This window comes from Mucilaginibacter sp. SG538B (assembly GCF_013376065.1).
GTDB classification, from domain to species: Bacteria; Bacteroidota; Bacteroidia; order Sphingobacteriales; family Sphingobacteriaceae; genus Mucilaginibacter; species Mucilaginibacter rubeus.
Genome location: NZ_JABMJI010000005.1, coordinates 350,865 through 370,762 on the forward strand (window position 1 = coordinate 350,865; position 19,898 = coordinate 370,762).

General features: G+C 46.7%; 16 protein-coding genes and 1 tRNA gene. 14 read left to right on the forward strand and 3 right to left on the reverse strand.

What is annotated here, in order from left to right:
- Positions 1–89 precede the first annotated feature (89 nt).
- Positions 90–2,186: a heavy metal translocating P-type ATPase gene (locus FHW88_RS25070; protein WP_176628371.1), complete on the reverse strand. Its 2,097-nt coding sequence runs from the start codon at positions 2,184–2,186 to the stop codon at positions 90–92.
- Positions 2,187–2,309: 123 nt separating this feature from the next.
- On the opposite strand from FHW88_RS25070, the gene FHW88_RS25075 reads away from it, so the two are divergent.
- From FHW88_RS25075 to FHW88_RS25085, 3 genes are all read left to right on the forward strand, one after another.
- Positions 2,310–2,383, forward strand: a tRNA-His gene (locus FHW88_RS25075).
- 171 nt (positions 2,384–2,554) lie between these two features.
- Positions 2,555–3,793 (forward strand): site-specific integrase, encoded by a 1,239-nt coding sequence (locus FHW88_RS25080; RefSeq protein WP_176628372.1) that lies wholly within the window; start codon positions 2,555–2,557, stop codon positions 3,791–3,793.
- A gap of 624 nt (positions 3,794–4,417) precedes the next feature.
- Complete coding sequence (locus FHW88_RS25085; RefSeq protein WP_176628373.1) at positions 4,418–5,257, forward strand: hypothetical protein; 840 nt, start codon at positions 4,418–4,420, stop codon at positions 5,255–5,257.
- Positions 5,258–5,261: 4 nt separating this feature from the next.
- On the opposite strand, the gene FHW88_RS25090 is transcribed toward FHW88_RS25085, so the two are convergent.
- A complete protein-coding gene (locus tag FHW88_RS25090) occupies positions 5,262–10,115 on the reverse strand; it encodes a DUF3883 domain-containing protein (RefSeq protein WP_176628374.1) in 4,854 nt (1,617 codons plus the stop codon).
- A 326-nt stretch (positions 10,116–10,441) separates the two neighbouring features.
- On the reverse strand, positions 10,442–11,203 hold the full coding sequence (locus FHW88_RS25095; protein WP_176628375.1) for a 4'-phosphopantetheinyl transferase family protein: 762 nt from the start codon (positions 11,201–11,203) through the stop codon (positions 10,442–10,444).
- Between the two features lie 918 nt (positions 11,204–12,121).
- Between FHW88_RS25095 and FHW88_RS25100 the strand changes: the two genes are divergently transcribed.
- The 11 genes from FHW88_RS25100 to FHW88_RS25150 all read left to right on the forward strand — a co-directional run bounded on the left by FHW88_RS25100 (position 12,122) and on the right by FHW88_RS25150 (position 19,824).
- The gene (locus tag FHW88_RS25100) at positions 12,122–12,718 is read left to right on the forward strand and encodes a hypothetical protein (RefSeq protein ID WP_176628376.1); all 597 of its coding nucleotides are present in this window, start codon (positions 12,122–12,124) and stop codon (positions 12,716–12,718) included.
- A gap of 145 nt (positions 12,719–12,863) precedes the next feature.
- A complete protein-coding gene (locus FHW88_RS25105) occupies positions 12,864–14,138 on the forward strand; it encodes a S1/P1 nuclease (RefSeq protein WP_176628377.1) in 1,275 nt (424 codons plus the stop codon).
- A gap of 727 nt (positions 14,139–14,865) precedes the next feature.
- Positions 14,866–15,195, forward strand: a complete 330-nt coding sequence (locus tag FHW88_RS25110) for a hypothetical protein (RefSeq protein ID WP_176628378.1) — start codon at positions 14,866–14,868, stop codon at positions 15,193–15,195.
- An 8-nt stretch (positions 15,196–15,203) separates the two neighbouring features.
- On the forward strand, positions 15,204–15,671 hold the full coding sequence (locus FHW88_RS25115) for a hypothetical protein (RefSeq protein ID WP_176628379.1): 468 nt from the start codon (positions 15,204–15,206) through the stop codon (positions 15,669–15,671).
- Positions 15,661–16,233, forward strand: a complete 573-nt coding sequence (locus FHW88_RS25120) for a hypothetical protein (RefSeq protein ID WP_176628380.1) — start codon at positions 15,661–15,663, stop codon at positions 16,231–16,233. Before FHW88_RS25115 ends, FHW88_RS25120 begins: the two co-directional genes overlap by 11 nt.
- 10 nt (positions 16,234–16,243) lie before the next feature.
- Positions 16,244–16,462, forward strand: coding sequence for a PRTRC system protein C (locus FHW88_RS25125; RefSeq protein WP_176628381.1), 219 nt, complete (start codon positions 16,244–16,246; stop codon positions 16,460–16,462).
- Positions 16,463–16,517: 55 nt separating this feature from the next.
- Complete coding sequence (locus FHW88_RS25130) at positions 16,518–17,615, forward strand: hypothetical protein (RefSeq protein ID WP_176628382.1); 1,098 nt, start codon at positions 16,518–16,520, stop codon at positions 17,613–17,615.
- Positions 17,593–18,333 carry a PRTRC system protein B gene (locus tag FHW88_RS25135; RefSeq protein WP_176628383.1) on the forward strand — a complete coding sequence of 247 codons (741 nt, stop codon included), beginning with the start codon at positions 17,593–17,595 and terminating at the stop codon, positions 18,331–18,333. The genes FHW88_RS25130 and FHW88_RS25135 overlap by 23 nt, the downstream gene beginning before the upstream one ends.
- The gene (locus tag FHW88_RS25140; protein ID WP_255485426.1) at positions 18,330–19,175 is read left to right on the forward strand and encodes a PRTRC system ThiF family protein; all 846 of its coding nucleotides are present in this window, start codon (positions 18,330–18,332) and stop codon (positions 19,173–19,175) included. Before FHW88_RS25135 ends, FHW88_RS25140 begins: the two co-directional genes overlap by 4 nt.
- Positions 19,163–19,375 carry a hypothetical protein gene (locus tag FHW88_RS25145; protein ID WP_176628384.1) on the forward strand — a complete coding sequence of 71 codons (213 nt, stop codon included), beginning with the start codon at positions 19,163–19,165 and terminating at the stop codon, positions 19,373–19,375. The genes FHW88_RS25140 and FHW88_RS25145 overlap by 13 nt, the downstream gene beginning before the upstream one ends.
- Positions 19,372–19,824, forward strand: a complete 453-nt coding sequence (locus FHW88_RS25150) for a macro domain-containing protein (protein ID WP_176628385.1) — start codon at positions 19,372–19,374, stop codon at positions 19,822–19,824. Before FHW88_RS25145 ends, FHW88_RS25150 begins: the two co-directional genes overlap by 4 nt.
- The last annotated feature ends 74 nt before the right edge of the window (positions 19,825–19,898 follow it).

Sequence of the window (19,898 nt, forward strand, 5' to 3'; positions counted from 1 at the left end):
GGACAATAGTTTATAGTCCATGGCAAAAGTAAGAAACTTTAAATCATACGTTGCATTGATCTAAAGCAAATAAAACTATGGACTATGGTCTATCGACCATCAATCTTTTTAATCTTCAACCTCAATGAATTACCTATCACCACTACATCCGAAAATGCCATGGTCAGTGCGCCAACCATAGGATTAAGGAAACCCATTGCCGCCACCGGGATAGCTATGATATTATAGGCAAAAGCCCAGAAAAGGTTTTGTTTTATGGTAAGCAGCGTATGCCTGCTGATCTGCAAAAACTTAATCACCGACTGTAGGTCGGTATTTAATAGTACCACACTGGCCGACTGAATTGCCACCTGACTGGCGTCATTCATAGATATGCCAACATCTGCATGGGTTAGGGCAGGCGCATCGTTAATGCCGTCACCTATCATAATGGTTTTACCTTTTTGTTTATAAATGTCAATCACCTTCAGTTTTTCTTCGGGAAGTTTTTCGCCATGAACCTCTGTGATACCTAATTGATGAGCTACGCTAAGGCAACGGTCTTTTTTATCACCGCTCAACAGTACCGGGATAATACCCATTTGTTTAAGTTGAGTTATAAGCGTGGCGGCTTCAGGTTTTACCTGATCATCGACAGCAATTTGGGCCATCAGTACCTGGTTTTTATATAGCACAATGTTGAAATTGGCCTGATGGTTGGTTTTCGCTGTACCCAAAAAGTAATTATTGCCGTGGATATCTTCGGCACGCATACCCAGGCCTTTTTCTTCTTTAACCGATTTTAAAATGAGCTTTTGCTGAGGTAATCCTTTTAAACCGTTTACAAGCGATTTGGCTATAGGATGATTAGATCGTTCCTCAATAGCAGTGATCATGCCCCTGATGTGTTCTATATCCGCAGCATTCTCAATCCTGATCTCATTAACGGTAAACTTGCCGGTTGTAAGGGTACCTGTTTTATCAAACACTACATATCTGGTATTAGTAACGGTTTCAATCGTATCTCCGCCTTTTACCAGGATGCCGTTCTTGGCTGCCCGGCCCAAGCCAACCATAACAGCGGTGGGCGTGGCTAAACCCATGGCACATGGACAAGATATCACCAGCACAGCAATTGCATTCATGACAGCATGTTGTAAACCCGAACCGCCAACAAAGTAAGTAAGCATAAAGGTGATCAATGCTATCAGTATTACCGCAGGGACAAATACAGCCGCAACTTTATCACCGAGTTTTTGAACAGGTGGTTTAGCCGCTTGGGCTTTTTTCATCAGGTCGATAATTTGGGCGAGGATGGTATTTGACCCAACACGGGTTGCCAACATGTGGAAATTGCCGTTAATTAATATAGTGCCGCCAATAACCTTATCATATTTTTGTTTTTCAACAGGGATGCTTTCGCCGGTAAGCATAGCTTCATCAACCGAGCCTTCGCCCGAAAGGATTTCGCCGTCAACAGGTATTTTATCGCCCTGCTTAATGAGCAGTGTATCACCAGCGCGCACTTCTTTGGCATTAATTACCTCAACGTTGCCGTTTATTATCCGGTTAGCATTTACTTGCTGAAACTTGATCAGATCTTTTACTGCTGAAGTAGTTTGGCTTACCGAGCGTTTTTCAAACACATTGCCCAGCAGTACCAGTGTTATAATGGTGGCACAGGTTTCATAAAACTGGTATTGTGGCCCCAGGTTACGTATTGTGCCGATAAAGCTATAGACAAATGCCGACGTTGAACCCACAAAAATGAGCACATCCATATTAGGAACGCCGCCTTTAAGTGAGCTGATGGCGCTTTTACCAAAATGCAAACACCCAATAATAAAAACCGGCAGGCATAATAACAATTGAATAATGGGCTGATGTAGAAAATGCCAGGGTAATATCATGTGCAGCAAAAGTGGTGCGGTAAAGATGGCGCAGAAGATAAATTTGTTTTCTACCCGTTCGTAAAACGGTACCGAATGGGTGCTGAGATCCTCGACAACTTTAAAACCTAAACTTTCTATCCCTTTTTTTATTTCAGGCAGCCGGGTGTCATCGTTGGTTGAAAATTTTACCTCTTCGCCGGCAAAATCAACCAGGATATTGTGTAAACCTTTTTTTTCGAGGAATTTATGGACGGACATCGCGCAATTATTACAATGCATGCCGGTCACATTTAGTTCTATCAATTGCTCAGCCATTTTACAAAAATACTTATTATGCATAATCATTCTAAATTAAACGGGTAAGCTTAATGTAATTTTAAAAAAGAGTTTGCAATTAACCAGGAGATTTCTATTTTTGCACACTCGAAAAACAAAACGGTAGGCATAGCTCAGTTGGTTAGAGCACCAGATTGTGGTTCTGGGGGTCGTGGGTTCGAGCCCCATTGCTTACCCGCTTTTATAAGCTCATTTACATACGTAAATGGGCTTTTTTTATGCCCGTGGGGCAGTTTTACATGGAAAATTTGATTTAGTCAGGTTGATCGGCTTTGCTCAATTAAACATGGAAAACTGCTCAACTTGACGTAATTGTATTACAAATATATTACAAGAATTACATCAATATGGCAACAATTAGAGAGGTGGTTTTAAAACACCATAAAAAAAGCGATGGTACTTTCAATGTCAAATACCGATTGACGCACAGGGGCAAGCAAGTTTACATTAGTAGCCCTCATTACATTATCGAAAAACAATTAAAAAAAGATTTAACAATCAAAGACAATTTTATATTGACCGAAGTGTCGTTAGATCTCGCATCATATCGCAAGAAATTAAGTGAGGTTGGTTCGATGGTTGACCTGTATACGGCCGAAGAGTTGGCCAAATTATTGAAAAATAAAGGCGAAACCCCATCGGTGGAATTTGTACAATTCAGCAAGGCCTACATTGCTGAACTAAAAAAAGATAACCGAAAGGGTTCGGCCGCGAACCTGCAGACCGTTGTTAATAGCTTGAGTGATTACTTTGGAAGTACCATTATCCCAATTGAAAATATCAATTCACTCATGCTGCCTAAATATGAAGCCTTTTTGCGTGGAGAAAGGAAAATAACCAGACTGAACCAATTCAAAAAGGAAGTTACCGTAATGCATAAGGGCTTATCTGATTCTGGATTACACAATCATATGCGGGATTTAAGGGTTTTGTTCAACGCAGCTCGTGATAAATATAACGACGAAGATCGTGGCGTGATCGCGATAAGGCACTATCCTTTTAAAAAGTATAAAATTATCGATGCACCAGCTACTGCAAAACGAGCGCTTTCAGTTATGGAGATCGCGCGGATTAAAGAATTTAAATGTGAGATCGGTGGACGTGCAGAGCTTGCCAGGGACATGTTCATGTTGTCTTTTTATCTGTGTGGAATGAATGCGAAAGACCTTTATCTGCTCGATGGGATATCAGGAGATAGGATCGAATATAATCGCTCTAAAACTAAGAACCGTCGTAAGGATTCTGCTTTTATAAGTGTCAAAATCATCCCAGAGGCAGAAGAGATACTGGTTAGATATATGGGGAAGTTGAAAGAAAGATATGCGGATTCCAAAAATTTTAATAAAGCGATCAATAAGGGGCTTCTACAAATCGGCGAGAAATGTGGGATAAAATCGTTAACCCATTATTGCGCGAGACATAGCGTTGGATCCCTTGCTCGAAATGTTTGTAGATTTTCAAAAGATGATGTGGCTTTTGCGTTAAATCATATCGATCAAAATAGGAAGACCACAGATATTTACATCATACCGGATTGGAAAATATTGGATGAAGTTCAGGCTGCTGTTGTTAAATTGATTTCTTAACAATTTTCCGATTCCGCTGAATGTTGAGTTCGAAAGTATTTAAACAACAACCAGTTTTTGTAAATAATTTATAGATACAAAACCATAATGTAGGATTTTAGTTGTGTGTTGATGTTGTACAAGTGGTTGTAAGTAAGACTGTTGGTAGTGAACTGTAGCTGACTGTAGACCATTTGTAGGCGGTTATATTTTTAAAGAACTATACAATGGTTTTTCTGCTCTAACTGGAGATTCTGATGAATAAGATATCTGTTCCATATGAAAGCTGCAAAGTGGCGTAAGCATGTCTTAGACCCTGGACAAAGGCTCATTGATTATCACGAGGACCATCCCCACACTTCCGACAGGCGTTTTCTGCTGCCTCGGATGAGCAACGAAAAAGTCAATCAGTATCTCAAAGAGATCATGAAGAAGTTGAAGTGGACCAAGCTATGACCTATCGTACATAATAATATCCGCACCACCCAGCATTATTATGCGCGGGTGACAGATGCCAAGATCCCGACGGATATGCAGCCGCTGAAGATCAAATATGCCGGTCAGCCGCTGACCCTTTCGGAGGAGATCGCCTGACGCCGCACTTACAGAAATTTGTGTATTTTTAAGTCCCAAATTACCATAAAAATGCCTGGGCCGGAAAAGATCCAATACGAAGAGCGTGTAACTGTTTTTATCGACATCCTGGGTTTTAAAGACCTGCTGGCCGAGACCGTCAGCCGGGACGAGGTCCAAAACCAGGCCAAAGTGCAGGAGATCGCCGGCGCGTACCGCATTATGCGGAACGTGTTGGAGGTGGATACCACAGAAAAGCGAAGAGTTGACCTCAAAAAAGACTCCCGGCAGATCACTATCTTCTCGGATTGCGTTGTGATTTCCTTTAAAGCCGACCAGCCGGACGAGATCTTTTTCACCTTGATGGATATTCAGGGAATGATCATTGAACTGGCCGCCAAAGGTATCCTTTGCCGGGGGGCGATCACCCATGGCGCACTGGTACATAAACCGGAAATGCTATTCGGCCCGGCACTTGTGGAAGCTTACCTGCTGGAGTCTAAGGCTGCGCTTTATCCCCGGGTGATCTTACACCGGGATATTATCCGCCTGGCCAAGCTGAACAGTGTCCTGGATAGTGCCGAAGCCTTGCGGGAGTTACTGGTCAAGGATTCGGACGGCATGTATTACGTCGATTACTTCAGCAGCGCGCAGGACGTACTGGATGATCCCGAAGAGGGTTTTCCCGAGTACATCCGCCGGTTGGGCGATAAGATCCGCAGAGGGCTCCAAGGCTCTTCGAGCGCTTTCAAGGCAGATGTCCGGGTCAAATACAGCTGGATGAAAGAGCGCTATAATCAAGTCGTCAAACAGGGGCAATACCCTGCATTTCAGGGCCGATTGCGAAAAAAAGGGCTTGATGATGCGGCCGATGCCTATATGGCCTTAAAAAGGATCAATCCTTACGAATAAGATCTCATGGCTTCTTTTTTTCTTGTTTACGGAATTTGAGGATATAATTGTCGTTGAGCACGGTGAAGCGGTCGTTCTCATTGAACGATTTACCCGGCTGGTAGTTAAACAGCCCGGCAAGCCGGTCGATCTTCAGTTTGGAGACGTCCGATAAATTTCGCAGCAGAAAAAGTTCATGGGATTTTTTGTGCAATTCGCCGAAGCGGACCTCGGTCGAAGAGATATGAAAAGCATCATCCTGAGCCATTACCTTGACCTCGACATAACGGGGCAGCCCGTCCTCACGCGATACGTACGAAATGTCGTAACCGGCACCATTGCCATCTTCGCTCGCCAGCCCGCATTCCTTTGCATATTTGGAAACCCATTGTACACTGCCCGGCACGGCATAACCGCTCTGCAAAAAGTGATAGACGAAGAATTCGCCCAGGAAGCCAGTTTCCTCATGCTGGGCCGGGGTACGGCCGCCGCGTTTAAAAGTGGTCTTTTCGCCCAGCTCTGTCTTTTGCACAGGCGAGCGGTTGATCTTGATATCTTCCAGCGCAATCGCAGAGATATCGATGTCGCTCAGCCTGGTGTCCAGTTGCTGCCGGAGGTCAAAAAGGTCGTCGTATAAGACAGGCTCGCCGTTGAACTGGAGACGCCGGCGTTTGGCCCCGCCGGTCGGGCTGCCACCGCTGCCGTTAGCCGGCCTTGTCCAGCGCATGAGCAGATCAAGTACCGTTTCCACGTCGTCTTCAAAATAAAGAAGGGAATCCGCTTCGCGCTGATCATCCAGAAAGCTATCCAGCAATGCGCGCTGAATACTTTGTGCGGCAGCAAGGGCGGTCAATTGTGCTTTATTGGCCAGATAGCGTTCGTCGGCTGTCGGCGAATCCGGGTCCAGTGCTGGTAATTCTCCAAAAAGCTTGCTGACCGCCTGTTGCAGAAATCGTTCCGCGTCAAATGGTTCGGTCACCTGACCAGGCAGGGTTAATTCGTGGTACCGGTTGATCTCCCGCCGGAAACTCTTGTGAAGTTCAGGCCGTTTCAGGCAGTATTGATAATAACGTTCGCGGTAAATATTGCGTTCCGTTTCCTTCACGGTCCGGAAGCGGGCGGCATATAATGCTGCAGTTGATACGGGCGGATAGCAATACGTATTGAACTGCGATAAACCGATGCCATACTTTTCGAGGAGTTTCAGAACGTTCGCGCAGGTTTGCTCACTGCTGAGATCATCATAATCGATCACATCGAACACGGTGCCGATGACCTGCGCTGATTTGGGAAAGCGTTTGATGAGTTCCGCCAGCATTTCTTTATCGGAGGTCGTTGTCCGGAGGCCTTTGCGGCTCAGACAGCGGGTGAACGCCCGCCAGAAATCGGCTTTGGCATCGACCACCAGTTTAAGATCCGCCCGCGCGGCTGTCAACAACCGGAGTTGCGGGTCGTCGAGTTCCGTACGGAGAATCTCATCCCGGCCGTTCCGGGACCGGGAATACAATTCTCTGATCTGCTGCCGCTGTGCCTCCACATCGATCAGGGCAGAGAATATTTCGCCGACCGCTGAACAAAAATGGATGTCCTCCTTAAGTTCACCGAATTGGTAAACCGTTGCCGGAACTTTGATATAGATTACATCGTCTTTAGGAAGGATCAGGAATTCAAAGTCGGACAGTTCCAGTAGATGTTCCACGCTTTCTTTGACCAACCGAACCTGTAGCTGGCTGACCAGTCTGAAGCGTGCTTTACTGATCGCCTCCCTTTCGGCGCCTTTGTCGGCTGCCCGGCGGAACGCATAGACATAGGGTTTGAACTGCATGATATCCTGGCCGAACTGAGTGTCCATGTCTTGGCGTGCCGGGACGGCCGCTTCCAAACTCATCTGGAGGTTTTCGAGCGGCAAAACGCCGAACAACTTTTCGATCTTGTCTTTTCCGCGCCTTCGGTCGATATAAATGGTATTGAATTTATCGGTTATGCTCTCCCCCAGATGTTTATCGTTCAAATAGAAAACTTCACGGTAAGGTGCCCAGCTGCCATCCCGGCAAAACACCTCCCCCGACTCAAAATAACGTTTGCGGACCGGGTCGTTGCGGTCAAGCCGACGGACCGATTCATCGTCGTGATGCTGGGCTAGCTGGTTATAAATGGCGCGGGCCTTCCTGCCGCTCTCGTCCGCTTTGCGCAAAGTGAGCAACATCTCGTACAACATACCAGTCGAAAAACTGACCACGCTGCGATGTACACCGCAGGCATAAAGCAATTCATCGCTGCGCCGGCTGTCGATCTCCAGTTTTCGCAGCAACAGAGGGTCGAGTTTTGGGCGCTCGATCAGCGGGCTGAACTCCGGGCTGATACTGGCGGCGGTTGTACAGCGATCCGGGATCGCTTTCATGCCGCTTTCGGCAGGCAGCCAGCTAGTCTGCGCGATACGCCAGCGCAGATAGCTGGGTAAGCGCCCGCCGTCAACGTACCGCTCTCTGGAGCGTGGAAGTTTGATGCTGAGATAACTCTTATTGGGTTCCCGGTCTTTGCGCATCGACTCATAAACGACGGTATCCGCATCCAGCCAGGCCAGCAGGTCCTCGGCTTTATTATGAGCAAAGATATCCTCCAGATCGTCGACCGTGAGCACGTAAAGTTCATCGTAGTGATCAAGCGACTGCTTGAACTCCGAAAAGTTATCAAACAGGCGGTCCTCGATGGGCTTTTTATAATCGTAAAGACGCATGGCATGGTCGCCGTACGCACGGAGGTATTGTTCCGGGCTGGATAATCTGCGTCGTGGCAGGCGGGCCACGCCCATCCAGCTCAAATAGCGCTGCCAGGTTTCGCCACCAGGCTGCTGGAAGCGCTCAGGCCCCGCGACCAGTTTGCCGGTATCGTAATGAAAAAGTGTTTCAGCGATACGGCCACCCTGATCTTTTCCAAAATATACCTTGCCGGCCAGGGTCATTTTACCGTTACGGTTCAAGATCGGGATATCGGAGCCGGCCCAGGCTTCCGGTGGCGTTTTTTCCGCGGAATAAAAACTGAAAATATGCTGGTGCAGGGCGGGTAGTTTTTTCACCCGGTCCGGCTGCGCGTTGAAATGAGCGATCAACTCCTCCACGACCTCTTTGAAATGGAACTCCCGCAGGTGAAAACGGCTGAGTTGCTCGGCCAGCACCGCATCACTTTCCGTTCCTAAGACCCGCTTTAATGCCTTGGTGAGGTCCTCATCGAGAATCTGGGCGCCGACATCCGGGGGAAGTGCGTACTGCTCGTCGCCTGTCGGAATAAAGATATGTTTGGGTGGCGAAAGGATGGATCCACTAGCATCATAACAAATGCCCTGGGTAAGCTCCTCCTTGTCAAGGTATTGGGGCAGCGCGGCAATGAGCCGTGCATAATCATCAACAGGAATGATCTTCCGGGCCGCAGCTAGGGCAGCAATAACCTCATTGACATTGTAGGTTGTCGGACCGTAGGCATAGATCAGTTCCCTGATCCCTTGATCGTCACAAGAGATAAGCACATCGCCGAATTCATCGGGCGGCAGGTAGGCCGCGAACTCAGGTTCTGCATAATAGACCGGGGCATCCGCCCAAGTGATATAGGCGCCACTGATCGCCGGGAAAATGCTTTGGGTTTTGATGGCCGCCGCCAGTTTGGCCGCGAACCCGGATGCTTGGATCAAACTGTGTAAAGAACTTGTTTCCACCATCGCTAGCTGGAGCGGCCGGTAGTCGGTCGGCCCGGACAGTTTGGCTGCAAGCTGACCGGCAGCCCCGGCGATGAGCCAGGCGGCTTCGGAAAAAAGCAACTGGTTAAAACCATCACGCTGGCTCAGCTCATTGCGGGTATCGCTGAGTTCAAAGGTGCCGTGCAGCAGACCGGGAAACCGGAAAGACACCGAGGTCTGGAAAAAAGAATACAGTACGCCGGCGGTCAGCCTGGGTTCATCCTGGAAGGCCACGGTCAGCTCATAATTCTTTTCCCCGAGCACCCCCCTTTTGCCATAAAGGGTCCATTCCTCGGGTTGTTCCGCACGGCTGTCCCGCAAGTTCATGGCCCGCAGATAGTGCCCCCCGGCTAAGGATATTTCTTTACCTGGCTGACGCCCAAAATCCCGGTCGTGCCCAGGAACACGGATGCTGACCGTTTCCAGGTTATTGAGAAAAAGCATCATTTCCGCGTTGATCCGTTCATCCAATTGTTCGGTGATCTGCGCAGTGATGCCTGACCTGAGGTCTATCATGATGACGGTGTCGAATCCCTCATAGGCGGCCGGGAGCAGGATCTCGTCCAGCACATCGGGCACACGAAGCACGGAGATCGCCGGGAACAAACGGCCAAAGCGTTTGGTCACGCGCTCCCGTAGTTCGGGGCCTTTATCGCCATCCAGCAGTTCTTCAAATATCTGGTGGCTGAATTGTTCGGAAAAGGCGATCTGCAATGCGCCGCTTTTGATCGTCACCCGCGTTGACCAGTTCAGGATGGAACGAAAGCCAAGTCCTTTGTTGCCGATCTGGTTCTTCTGATTGTATTTCGGGCTCAGGTGACCGCTGAAGATCGAGTCGAGGCCATCAGGGGAAAAGGTTTGGCCCTGGTTGGCGACGATCAACCGGTCGCCTTCCAGGGAGATCAGCATACGTGCCCGTGGTGTACCCTGAGCAGCATCATCTGCATTCTGGATCAACTCCAGCAGTTGACGCCCGTTATATTCACTTGTCGTATTGAATTCAAAGAGATAGTTCTCCAGTACCTGCTTGGGCTGTATGGCATAGATCTGCCGGATCTGATCGAGTTGATCCCGCGCCATTTGCTGGATATCGGTAGGTCCGCTATAATTTATGGCGGAAGACGTTGCGGGTTTAGGTGTGGTGATCATCTGCTCAAGATAAAACAATCGCTATAAACGGCCAAATCCTAAGGGCGGGCAATTGGCGTTCCGGTATTTGTGTCCAGGTGTTAACGGTTTTTACATACAGGTCAATAAACCGTTTCTGCTGATAACCGTTCAATGTATTGGAAGGTTGCATTGAAACTTTAAAGCATGTCTTTATCCGTTTAAAAACGGGTTTTAATTGAGCACTCCCCGTGGCCGAATTATCGATGCGTTCAGCTGCGTCCCCAAATATATTGAAGCTTTTATGTTAGATATCTTTGTAGCCGAGCTGGTTTGGATGTGATCAGAGAAGTCTTGTTAGATCGTTTTCATTTGACGGAAAAATCGCCACAATTGATATCCCGGAATTGAACAGTTACCGGCGAATCGCTTTCATAAGCCAGTGTTGCTAAATTATCGCTATCAAGTCTGAAACTTACAAGTTGTATTGTTTTGGAAGAGTTAATGATATTACGGTTTGTCTGGTGATTACCGTTGAGGCACGGGATCTCTTTAATTCTCTCATCCAGGCCCTGGCCTGTAAGTTTAGCAATGGCTTCTTTGCGTGTCCATAAAAGGATGAATTTATCTGTAGGATTGTCCTGGTTGATGAAACAGATTTCTTCCTCACTAAAATTATCGGCAAGGATTTCTTTATAGGCGAATGACCTGTCGATTTTCTCTGTATCGATACCAACTGCGGTTTTTGATACTGCGAGGGTTACCCATTCGTCCGAATGGGATACATTATAGTTAACTGCAGCTCCCATAGTTTTTACAAAAGGTTTTTTATTAGGGCCAGCCTCAAAGCGGATATCCTGGGGACGCAGGCCCATATATTTGCCCAATATGACCCTTAAGACAGCCCGGCTCACAATAAAGCGCTTCCTGTCTTTTTCATGGTAATACCTTCCTGCCCGGCTTATTTCATCAGGCAGCAATAATTTTGTGAGCTGGCCAATAAATAAAAGATGATCGGCAATTTTAATTTTCCATACATCTGCTTCAGCACCTATAGTAAAGTCGCAGGCAGTAGCAGGCTGCCAGTTAGCTGCATCAAGATATCGGATTTCAACTTTTACCGGACCCATAAACTATTTTTTCCACGAAAGTTAGGTAATTTAGCAAGATACTCGCGAAGATCTAATCATCAGGTGCTTTAATATCGAATTATGTTCTTACATGTTTAACGCGTAAAGCTATAAAACAATGGTCTTAAGTTTATAATCATTGTTTACTGCTTCCGCCGTACCTTTTCCAAACCGCGCCTTGCTGGGTGCTAAAATAGCGGAAAATACCGTCCAGCACTGGATGCTTCATAAAACAAAAATGATGGGGATGAAAAGAATTTATACGGAGCTGCCGTTTTTCCATTATCAGCGCAAACAAGGCGAGGAGATAAACAATAGCTGCGCCAATAAAAGCCCCTATATGACTGTTTCTGACCGCATTGACTCTGACATCGATCGGCTCAGATTTATTGAGCAAACAAAGAGAAGATCATGCACTGGAGCCGTACGCCGATTGGTTTACCGATTACGATCTGATAACAGGCTTCCGGTACGCGGACGCTATTGGTATACGTTACGGATCCGGGGTGCGAATACCGCAAGAATTCAGTTAGAGTCTCCCGTCGAATTTCTTTAAGCTGTTTTACTATACAATGAGGGCCTCGTCAGAACACCATCTTCCTCCTTCTCACGCGAACGCGGTTTCCAGGCCGTAAGCCTTTCAACTGCCTTTCTAATAATTTGTAAGATTTTGTAATTGCGCTTGTAAATAAGATTGATAAATAAATTAGAAAAGTAGAATGAGCTTGTAGGCGCTGAATGATGATTTGGGCTTGATTGTTTGGGTTGACATTTCCACCACTCGACTTAAAAGGTCCTGAATTCAATGAATTGTTAAGGAATTTGCAAGTGAGTTTAACAAACGCTCGGAATCAGCTACCTTTTAATAACAGCATCCAAACGTTTCCCTCGTTAATCTGTAGTAATATTATTACTGACATGGCGGAAAATACAACTCTTATAGTTAGCGCATTCTCCGGTCTCGCTGGTGCTTTAATCAGTCAGGCATTAACCGGCTTATTTGCGTACTTTGGCGATAAAAGAAAAGCCGAGACCGAACTAAAAAAGGAGTATAGAGCAAAGCAGGTTGAGGTCGTGGAGAATTATTATTATGTCACGGGTGAAACAATGGCTATACTTAAGAAAAGCATCCTGCTATGGAAAGGGAGAAACATACAACGTAGTCAGGCAAGTTATAGCTCAATGACCGAGGGTTTAAGAGAGGCCGATGCTCAGCTTAAACAAATGAACATTGACAACTGGAAACATAATTTGATTGGTTTGTATTTCGACGTTGCGTTATCTTATGATGAACTAATTGCCGCCAATAATAAATCACATGAGTTGTATTTGAAAGTATTGGATATCGAAAGTAAATTACGACAGGCTGATAATGATGAAGGTAAAGAGTTATACCTCGGTCAATATAGCGTTGCCATTTTCGATCTGTGCAGTCAATACGATGCCGTCTATAATATCCTTGCAGCTGATATGAATAAGGTTAAAGAGAAGTTATTAAGCACTTTTGTCGTATAGATCAGGTTGAATCTTAATATGTAAAAGGTTGCTGAATCCAATGACTTGACAAGTGAATTGTCAAATAACTATACGGGCCGTCGAAAATCAGTAAGGGCAAAATAAAGTTTAGGGTTATCCTCTATCCATCGGATTAGATTTAGCTGTGCTATTTCATAAAACTTACCTATCGGGAGCTCAGGCATCGTCAATCAATTACGACGCAAATTTGCTAATTAATTTAGCTAAAAGTCAAATAAAGATTTCCACCTGTCATTTGCTTTCATACATTTGCCATATGAGAAAACAAGTACTATCGGTGGCTATGATAGCGATATCGGCTGCTTTAATTTCATGGGGATATAAGGGGCATAGAGCCGTTGCAACAATAGCACAAAAGCATTTAACATCTAATACAGCTTATGCAGTTTCAGCTTATTTAAAGGGTGAAAGCATGGCAGATGTAAGTACCTGGGCAGACGAACATCGTAACCCGACAACGGGCAAATGGCATTTCCTTAATCTGCCTTTAGGTTTGAATCATCAACAGTTTGTCGACTACGTTAATCAGCAAAGCAATGATAATGTATATGGTGCCATCCTTAAAGAGGAAGCTATCTTAAAAGATAAAGCTTCAACGCCCGACCAAATGAACTCTGCGCTTAAATATCTCATTCACTTAGTTGGCGATGCACATCAACCTATGCACATTAGCCGTGCTGAAGATAAAGGCGGTAATACTATTCAAGTACGTTTTGATAATGCAGGTACTAACCTCCATAGCCTTTGGGATAGCAAATTAATCGATCATGAGGGATTGAGTGAGGAACAGATTGCGAAGCAGTATGATTGGGCTAACGAAACTCAAATTAAAAAATGGCAGGCAGCCAGTCCTATGGAATGGCTTTGGGAGAGTTACCAGATCAGTAGTGAACTATATGCTGATATTAAGCCAGGGCAACAAATTGATGAAGCTTATTATAAACAGTACATTCAAACTATTCACCTCCGTATAGATCAGGCAGGCATCAGGCTTGCCGGTGAGCTAAATAAGCTATTGAATAATGCAACTGTTCCAAAAGTTGCAGCAGTTAATCAGACTTCGGATAAAACAACAAATCAAAAGCTTGTTGATGTGCCCGGTAAGCTTCAAAATATGCCTGTACTAATACCTTTGGCTGATGTTGGTAAACACAAAGGTGAATTAATCGCCACAACTGGTAAGGTGTATAGCAGTAAGGATATTGGTAGTATGGTTCTTGTGAACTTAGGGGCGGCCTATCCAAATCAATTGCTAACTATCGTATTAAAAGGCAACGCTAAACAATTAGCCGGTCAAATAACTGATAAGACGATAACCGCACAGGGAAAGGTTATTGACTTTAAAGGTAAACCTGAGATTGTTGTTACAGATACCAAAGCCATTGTTATAGCTAAATAAATTTTCAAAAGAGTTGTAATGAAAACGCCAGGCTGATTAAGCCTGGCGTTTGTGTTTGTTCCTTTCCATAAGAAATTAAAGATGAAAAAATAGTGTTATACAAGTACTCATCGGCTGTACAGCGCATCATGCGCATTCATTTCTGAGGGGCGTTTGGCCTTGCAGGGCAGCCGCTTCGACATCCGGCTAAGTTTCATGTTCACTTCGTTCCCATTACACTACGCCGTATTTACTGAGCCGCTTTCCTGCCTCCACGCAAAAAGCCTGGCAATTGTTAGCTGGTACCGTCCAGGCATTTCGCTTATCCCTGTTGGATCGATTTAATGATTATTGGGCTGAAGTGCCAAATCCTGACCAGGCCCTGCGGGTGCTGCGGCCGGCACCAATACCGGCATGCAGTCATGATTTGCCCCTTCTTTACTGTTCTGTAAATTATTCCTTTTTGTTTTTGCGAATGAATGCCCTCTCGCATCGCTTTTTTCAATGGTGTTTTTTGTTTAATCAGCTTCATTTAGCCTTTGCTGAGGCAAATCTACACCTCTTCATCGGTCAAGGCCATGCTGCGTGCCGCTAAAAAATCTCCACACCTCCGCTGCGCTCCGGGTAGTATTTTTTGCGGCAGCCTTGGCCCGCCAACCCAGCGCGCAAGTGTATTGCCTCTATCAAAGGCCAAATGAGGTACCGCCGAATGGCCTGAAAATACAGGGAAAACTTAACAATAAAGTCGATGGAAGAAACAAAGGAAATGACCACCACCCGGACGACAGCAAAACGGGAAGCAGCGGAAGTGCCGTGCGGGAATGCGCGGACCGGTAAGGTAACCTCATTGCATATGGCAAGGCGCATAGCCATGGACTGGCATGGCGGACAGTGGAGCGCCTTATATGCGCTTGGCTCAAGTGGTTTGTTACCCGAAGGGCAGCGGAATAAATGTTTAGTCGAAGTTACCAACTGCCTTAAAGGGGAAGTTTTATCGCTTTGCCAAGCGCGGCAGCTGCGATTGCTGCAAACATTTATTGTGATCAGGTACGGCGGGGACATCACAACATTAATATAAAAAGCGATATGTATACGATAGGAAACAATATTTATACGCTCGATGGACTGACCCTGGAGGCAAGGGAGTATTCCTCTAAACGCTTTGTGGACATTACGTCGAATCGGATTTCGCCCGGGGGCGACCGGAGGTTGATGCAGTTGCTTCGGAATGGCGAAATTTTACGTTTCGTGAATCCTGTTCGACCGAAGAAAAGGCTGTTTATCCGGGCGCAGGTACTGGTCAAAACCCGGGCCATTAACAAATTCCGTGACCGGCTAACCTCCAAGCCGGAATTGCCCGAGTATTGTCTGCGAGGCGCTGCCGGCTGTCTGGACCGGTATCTCTCCAATTCAAGGGGATCTGATTTTCAGGCGGGAAGCGAGGCCATTGCCGAAACGAACACATCCAATAATTACCATTTTACCATCGCTGGCAGCTACGCCGGGAACCTCGGGAAATTCATAAACGACATAGACATATCCAATGAAAACTAACTTTTTTACCAATATGGCAGAAATGGGATGCCCCGGCCAATGGAGCATTACTGTACTCACTGATGAGAATGGCTTATTTACTGTATCGACGCTCTTTAAACTTCCAGTCAGCGGCGACGCTGCGGCCAAACACATCAAACCTTTTGTCTGCAAAGGCCGGGCTGCTGATTTTGATGCGCAGTATTTTGATATGATAGAGCAGCCGGTAAAAGAGACGGCTGGCCTGCTTCACAATATGGAAGATTACCTCAAAAGCTTGTCCAGGGCAAAAGAGCAATCCAAAATGGTACAGGATACCAAGGGCAAAAATAAGGCCAAAGGCGATACACAATGCGAAAGCCTTGAACTGGCCGATGGAGTGAATGCGGAGGCGAAACGAAAAGCTTATACCGATATCATCCGCAAGGTAGTAGAACTCGATTCGCTTTGCCAGTACACCGATGCTCTTGCCCTCCTGCCAACCGTTGCGGATTATCCCGACAAGGAGGCAGAGATCAATAAGCGCAGGGCGGAACTCGAACGCAAAAAGGAACAGAAAGCTAACCTATTATTTGACATTTAAAATAATCACCATGTTAAGCACGACAATACTGCAAAGAGTTTTTATCCATAAGGAAAACGGGCAGGACATACTGCTCACTGACCCGAATGAGGCCTTGAGCCCCGAAGCGGTCATGAACTTTTATGCCGCAACTTATCCCATTCTGACCAACGCGAGGCTGACCGGTCCCGAAATCAAAAACGACAAAATCCAGTACCGCTTTGAAAGCACGATGGGGACGAAAGGATAACCAGGGCAATGAAAAATGACACACGCAAATTAAGCATCAATAAAGGAGGAAGGCAATGGAAACTATACCAGCAGTTAGGGAAGTTCACCCGCAAACTCAACGAAACACCGGACGCCGCTGCCGTGCAGCTCAACCCGCCCGCATGCGCACCGCAGGCGCTGTCGGACTTGGTTTTCTGAAGCATCGTTTCATGCCCTTCGAGGGCTACAACTTCAGCGACCGGCGCAAGGCGGAAGCTGAAGTTTTCAGGTCGGTACAATATATATGCAGCCTATATGAATTATCCCTGCCTGACACTTCCGGCCTCTGCTTCCCGGCCAATATGGTGAGCGCGCACCGGCAAATATCAGATGCACTCGAAGCTAAAAAGGGGGGCGGCTGCTATATTATGCAGGACAGCAAACGTATGGCGACACTAGCGACGGTTCAGCCTTTTTCCACGGGATTAACCCTTTACTATATCCCTGTCCGGCCTTTTAAAAGGCTCGGGGAGCTGCCGGAATTAAGACCCCTCGCTGATCTCCTGACGCTCATTTGCGCCTATTTATTTCAGGTTACAAAAGTGGAGTATTACCGCTCTTATTGTTATGTCGGCGGTAACTATGAAAGCATTGAGGACTGGCTGAACGAAGATTCGGAGGAAGCAGATTATTTCGACTTGCAGATGGCCGAACTGGTGGAACTGCGAAAGTTTGGTGACAGTTTCCTGCCAGAACTGAAAAAGACGTTTCGGCTCGGGAGTCTTGAACGTTCGCTGAAAACTTACCACCGAAGTCCCTGTTTCGATCCCACCTGCTTTGACCTTGCTGCCGAGTTTGTCAAGCTGATCAAAGATTATCCTAAACGTTCCATTTTTGACTGTATCCCACAGGATTTATACGGGCAGGATGATTATTCGCTGATCGAAGTCGACCAGTACCTCTCGTTTTACTGGGGCGGCTCCGATAACCTCAATGAGTTGTTTTTTGATATGGTCAACAATGACCTTCAGGAAAGCGGCGAACAGGTTTCCCCGGTTGCCATCCAATGGTTCGATACCCCCCCGCAGCGGGAACATTTCAACCATGACTACGAAGCGCGGCTGTTTGCGCTCATTCCCGAACTCAATTACATTTTATACCAATACGACCATGCAAAGGAATATCACCCATAATTTCAGTAATGTCTATACGCCCGTAAAGGCAATACTCATTTATCAGAAAGAGAACAACGAACAAGAGCGCAGGTCCAGCGACGATGAGGTTTATGTGGAGAGCTACGACATCGGCAGGAACGGAAGACCGGTCAATGCACACCCGCTCAGCCTCAAAGAAAGCCTGTATTTCAGCGATATGCTGCGAATCCGGCACGTGACAGAAAACAGCTTCCTGAAATGCAGGGGGATACTCCCGGCAAACCTGCTGTATCTCGAAAAGGAAAGTGACGGTTTTGCGATATGGCATACGCCACCTATGGAGAGGGAATTGTTTTTTGTGCCGGAACTCGGAATCCCCTGCGGGCACATGAAAGTACCGGCGATGCTCTGGAAAGGCAGCGGCGACCAGCTTTCCGTATTCGCTTTGAATGATAGACGGAAACCCATGCTCAACTCGCCGTTATTTCATGCCCCTTATTTCAATATGTACAGTGATGGCAGGGTGTGCATGGGAACAGTAAAGCTGGGTATCCACGGCGATACCTGCCTTGAAGACTTTATCGGCTTGTGGGAAAAATATTTCTTCAGCAGTTATTTCAGCCATACCATCGGCGGTGGCAGTATCGCAGGTATGAACATCGTGCAGCTTTGGCAACAGCAGGCGAAATCAGGACAGAAATTCCCGGGAGGCCATTTGGTCAGGACAGGTAAAACCCTTAAAGACATACTCGTATGAAAATGAAAATAAAAGAGCTTAAGCCAATTGTTCATATGGTGGACAATGAACTGTTACAGCCCCGCAACCGGGTGACCGTTAACCTCATAGGTGCGGGAGGTACGGGAAGCCATGTGCTGACAGCACTCGCAAGGCTGCATTACATGCTCAATGAACTTGGCCATCCCGGCATTGCCGTAACCGTAATCGACAGTGACGTCATCGAAAGGAAGAACCGCCTGCGTATGCTGTTCACAGATGCGGATGTCGGCTTTCCAAAATCAGTTGTGCTGGTTAATCGGGTTAACCGCTTTTTCGGGACGAACTGGAAAGCTGTAACGGAACGGTATGATGAGGATTTTGTCAAAAGTAACCTTGAAATGGCTATGGCAACCATCACCATCAGCTGTGTAGATTCCGTAGCATCCCGGTTCTGTGTTGCCGCCATCCTGAAGGAAATACATCAGAAAGCAGGGTACTCCCGAAATGTTCCCAAATACTGGCTCGACTATGGCAACAGCCGCCATTCAGGGCAAGTCATATTGGCTACGGTAGGGGAGATCGGCCAACCCAAATCAAAGAAGTTTGAGACCGTAGGTTCACTGCCGATGGTGACTGATGAGTTTCCGGGCTTGCTGGCCGAGGCCGAAGAAAAAGATAAAGGCTATAATTGCTCGGCCTCGGTCGCACTCCTGGAGCAGGACCTGTTTATCAATACACCACTGGCCTATATCGGTGTGGAAATACTCAAAAAAATGTTCTGCGAAGGCATGCTGTTCGACAGGGGCTTTTTTATGAACCTCAAAGATTATCGGACGCAGCCGCTGAAAGTAAGCCGAAAGGAGGGCATATGCATATCATAGATTTACACGGCAAGAAAGTCGGGGTCACCGACCTGCAATTGGCCATCATGCAGGCCGACGACTACCGCCATTATCGACTGTCGGGACCGGCCAATCAGAAATTTTACCGCAGGCAACAAACCTATTGGGAGGATTTTTATGTTAAATTGCTCCTGTTGGAGAATCAGTTGAATTCCGTAAACCTGAAACATGAACCATGATAACCTACAAAAATGGAAACCTGCCAGATGACAGCGCAGAGGGACTAGTAAACACCGTGAACTGCGTGGGCGTGATGGGAAAAGGCATCGCCCTCGCTTTCAGGAAAGCTTTCCCTGATAATTATGCACTTTATCGAGCTGCCTGTATTGCAGGCGAAATACAAGTCGGTAAGCTTTGGGTGGTATCGGATTTTAACCTGATCTACGGCCGAAAGGTCATTATCAACCTGCCGACAAAGAAACACTGGCGGGACCCTTCCCGGTATGAATATATAGAGGCGGGGCTGTCCGCACTTGTAGCTTACCTTAAAATAAACCCGCTGCACAGCATGGCCTTGCCGGCCCTCGGCTGCGGCAATGGCGGCCTCGACTGGAAAAAGGTCAGGCCGGTGATCGAAGCGTATTTATCGGAACTGAATATAGATATCAGGGTGTACGAACCGGAATAAACAAGTTGGAATTGCTGAAGGCTAAAGATGCGGCATATGATGTCCGGGGAGGGAGAGGCCAAATAGAACAGCAG

Bases quoted from the DNA above. Each gene is read 5' to 3' on its own strand.
- FHW88_RS25070 (WP_176628371.1), bottom strand. From the start codon at position 2,186: ATGGCTGAGCAATTGATAGAACTAAATGTGACCGGCATGCATTGTAAT.
- FHW88_RS25080 (WP_176628372.1), top strand. From the start codon at position 2,555: ATGGCAACAATTAGAGAGGTGGTTTTAAAACACCATAAAAAAAGCGAT.
- FHW88_RS25085 (WP_176628373.1), top strand. From the start codon at position 4,418: ATGCCTGGGCCGGAAAAGATCCAATACGAAGAGCGTGTAACTGTTTTT.
- FHW88_RS25090 (WP_176628374.1), bottom strand. From the start codon at position 10,115: ATGATCACCACACCTAAACCCGCAACGTCTTCCGCCATAAATTATAGC.
- FHW88_RS25095 (WP_176628375.1), bottom strand. From the start codon at position 11,203: ATGGGTCCGGTAAAAGTTGAAATCCGATATCTTGATGCAGCTAACTGG.
- FHW88_RS25100 (WP_176628376.1), top strand. From the start codon at position 12,122: ATGGCGGAAAATACAACTCTTATAGTTAGCGCATTCTCCGGTCTCGCT.
- FHW88_RS25110 (WP_176628378.1), top strand. From the start codon at position 14,866: ATGGAAGAAACAAAGGAAATGACCACCACCCGGACGACAGCAAAACGG.
- FHW88_RS25115 (WP_176628379.1), top strand. From the start codon at position 15,204: ATGTATACGATAGGAAACAATATTTATACGCTCGATGGACTGACCCTG.
- FHW88_RS25120 (WP_176628380.1), top strand. From the start codon at position 15,661: ATGAAAACTAACTTTTTTACCAATATGGCAGAAATGGGATGCCCCGGC.
- FHW88_RS25125 (WP_176628381.1), top strand. From the start codon at position 16,244: ATGTTAAGCACGACAATACTGCAAAGAGTTTTTATCCATAAGGAAAAC.
- FHW88_RS25130 (WP_176628382.1), top strand. From the start codon at position 16,518: ATGGAAACTATACCAGCAGTTAGGGAAGTTCACCCGCAAACTCAACGA.
- FHW88_RS25135 (WP_176628383.1), top strand. From the start codon at position 17,593: ATGCAAAGGAATATCACCCATAATTTCAGTAATGTCTATACGCCCGTA.
- FHW88_RS25140 (WP_255485426.1), top strand. From the start codon at position 18,330: ATGAAAATGAAAATAAAAGAGCTTAAGCCAATTGTTCATATGGTGGAC.
- FHW88_RS25145 (WP_176628384.1), top strand. From the start codon at position 19,163: ATGCATATCATAGATTTACACGGCAAGAAAGTCGGGGTCACCGACCTG.
- FHW88_RS25150 (WP_176628385.1), top strand. From the start codon at position 19,372: ATGATAACCTACAAAAATGGAAACCTGCCAGATGACAGCGCAGAGGGA.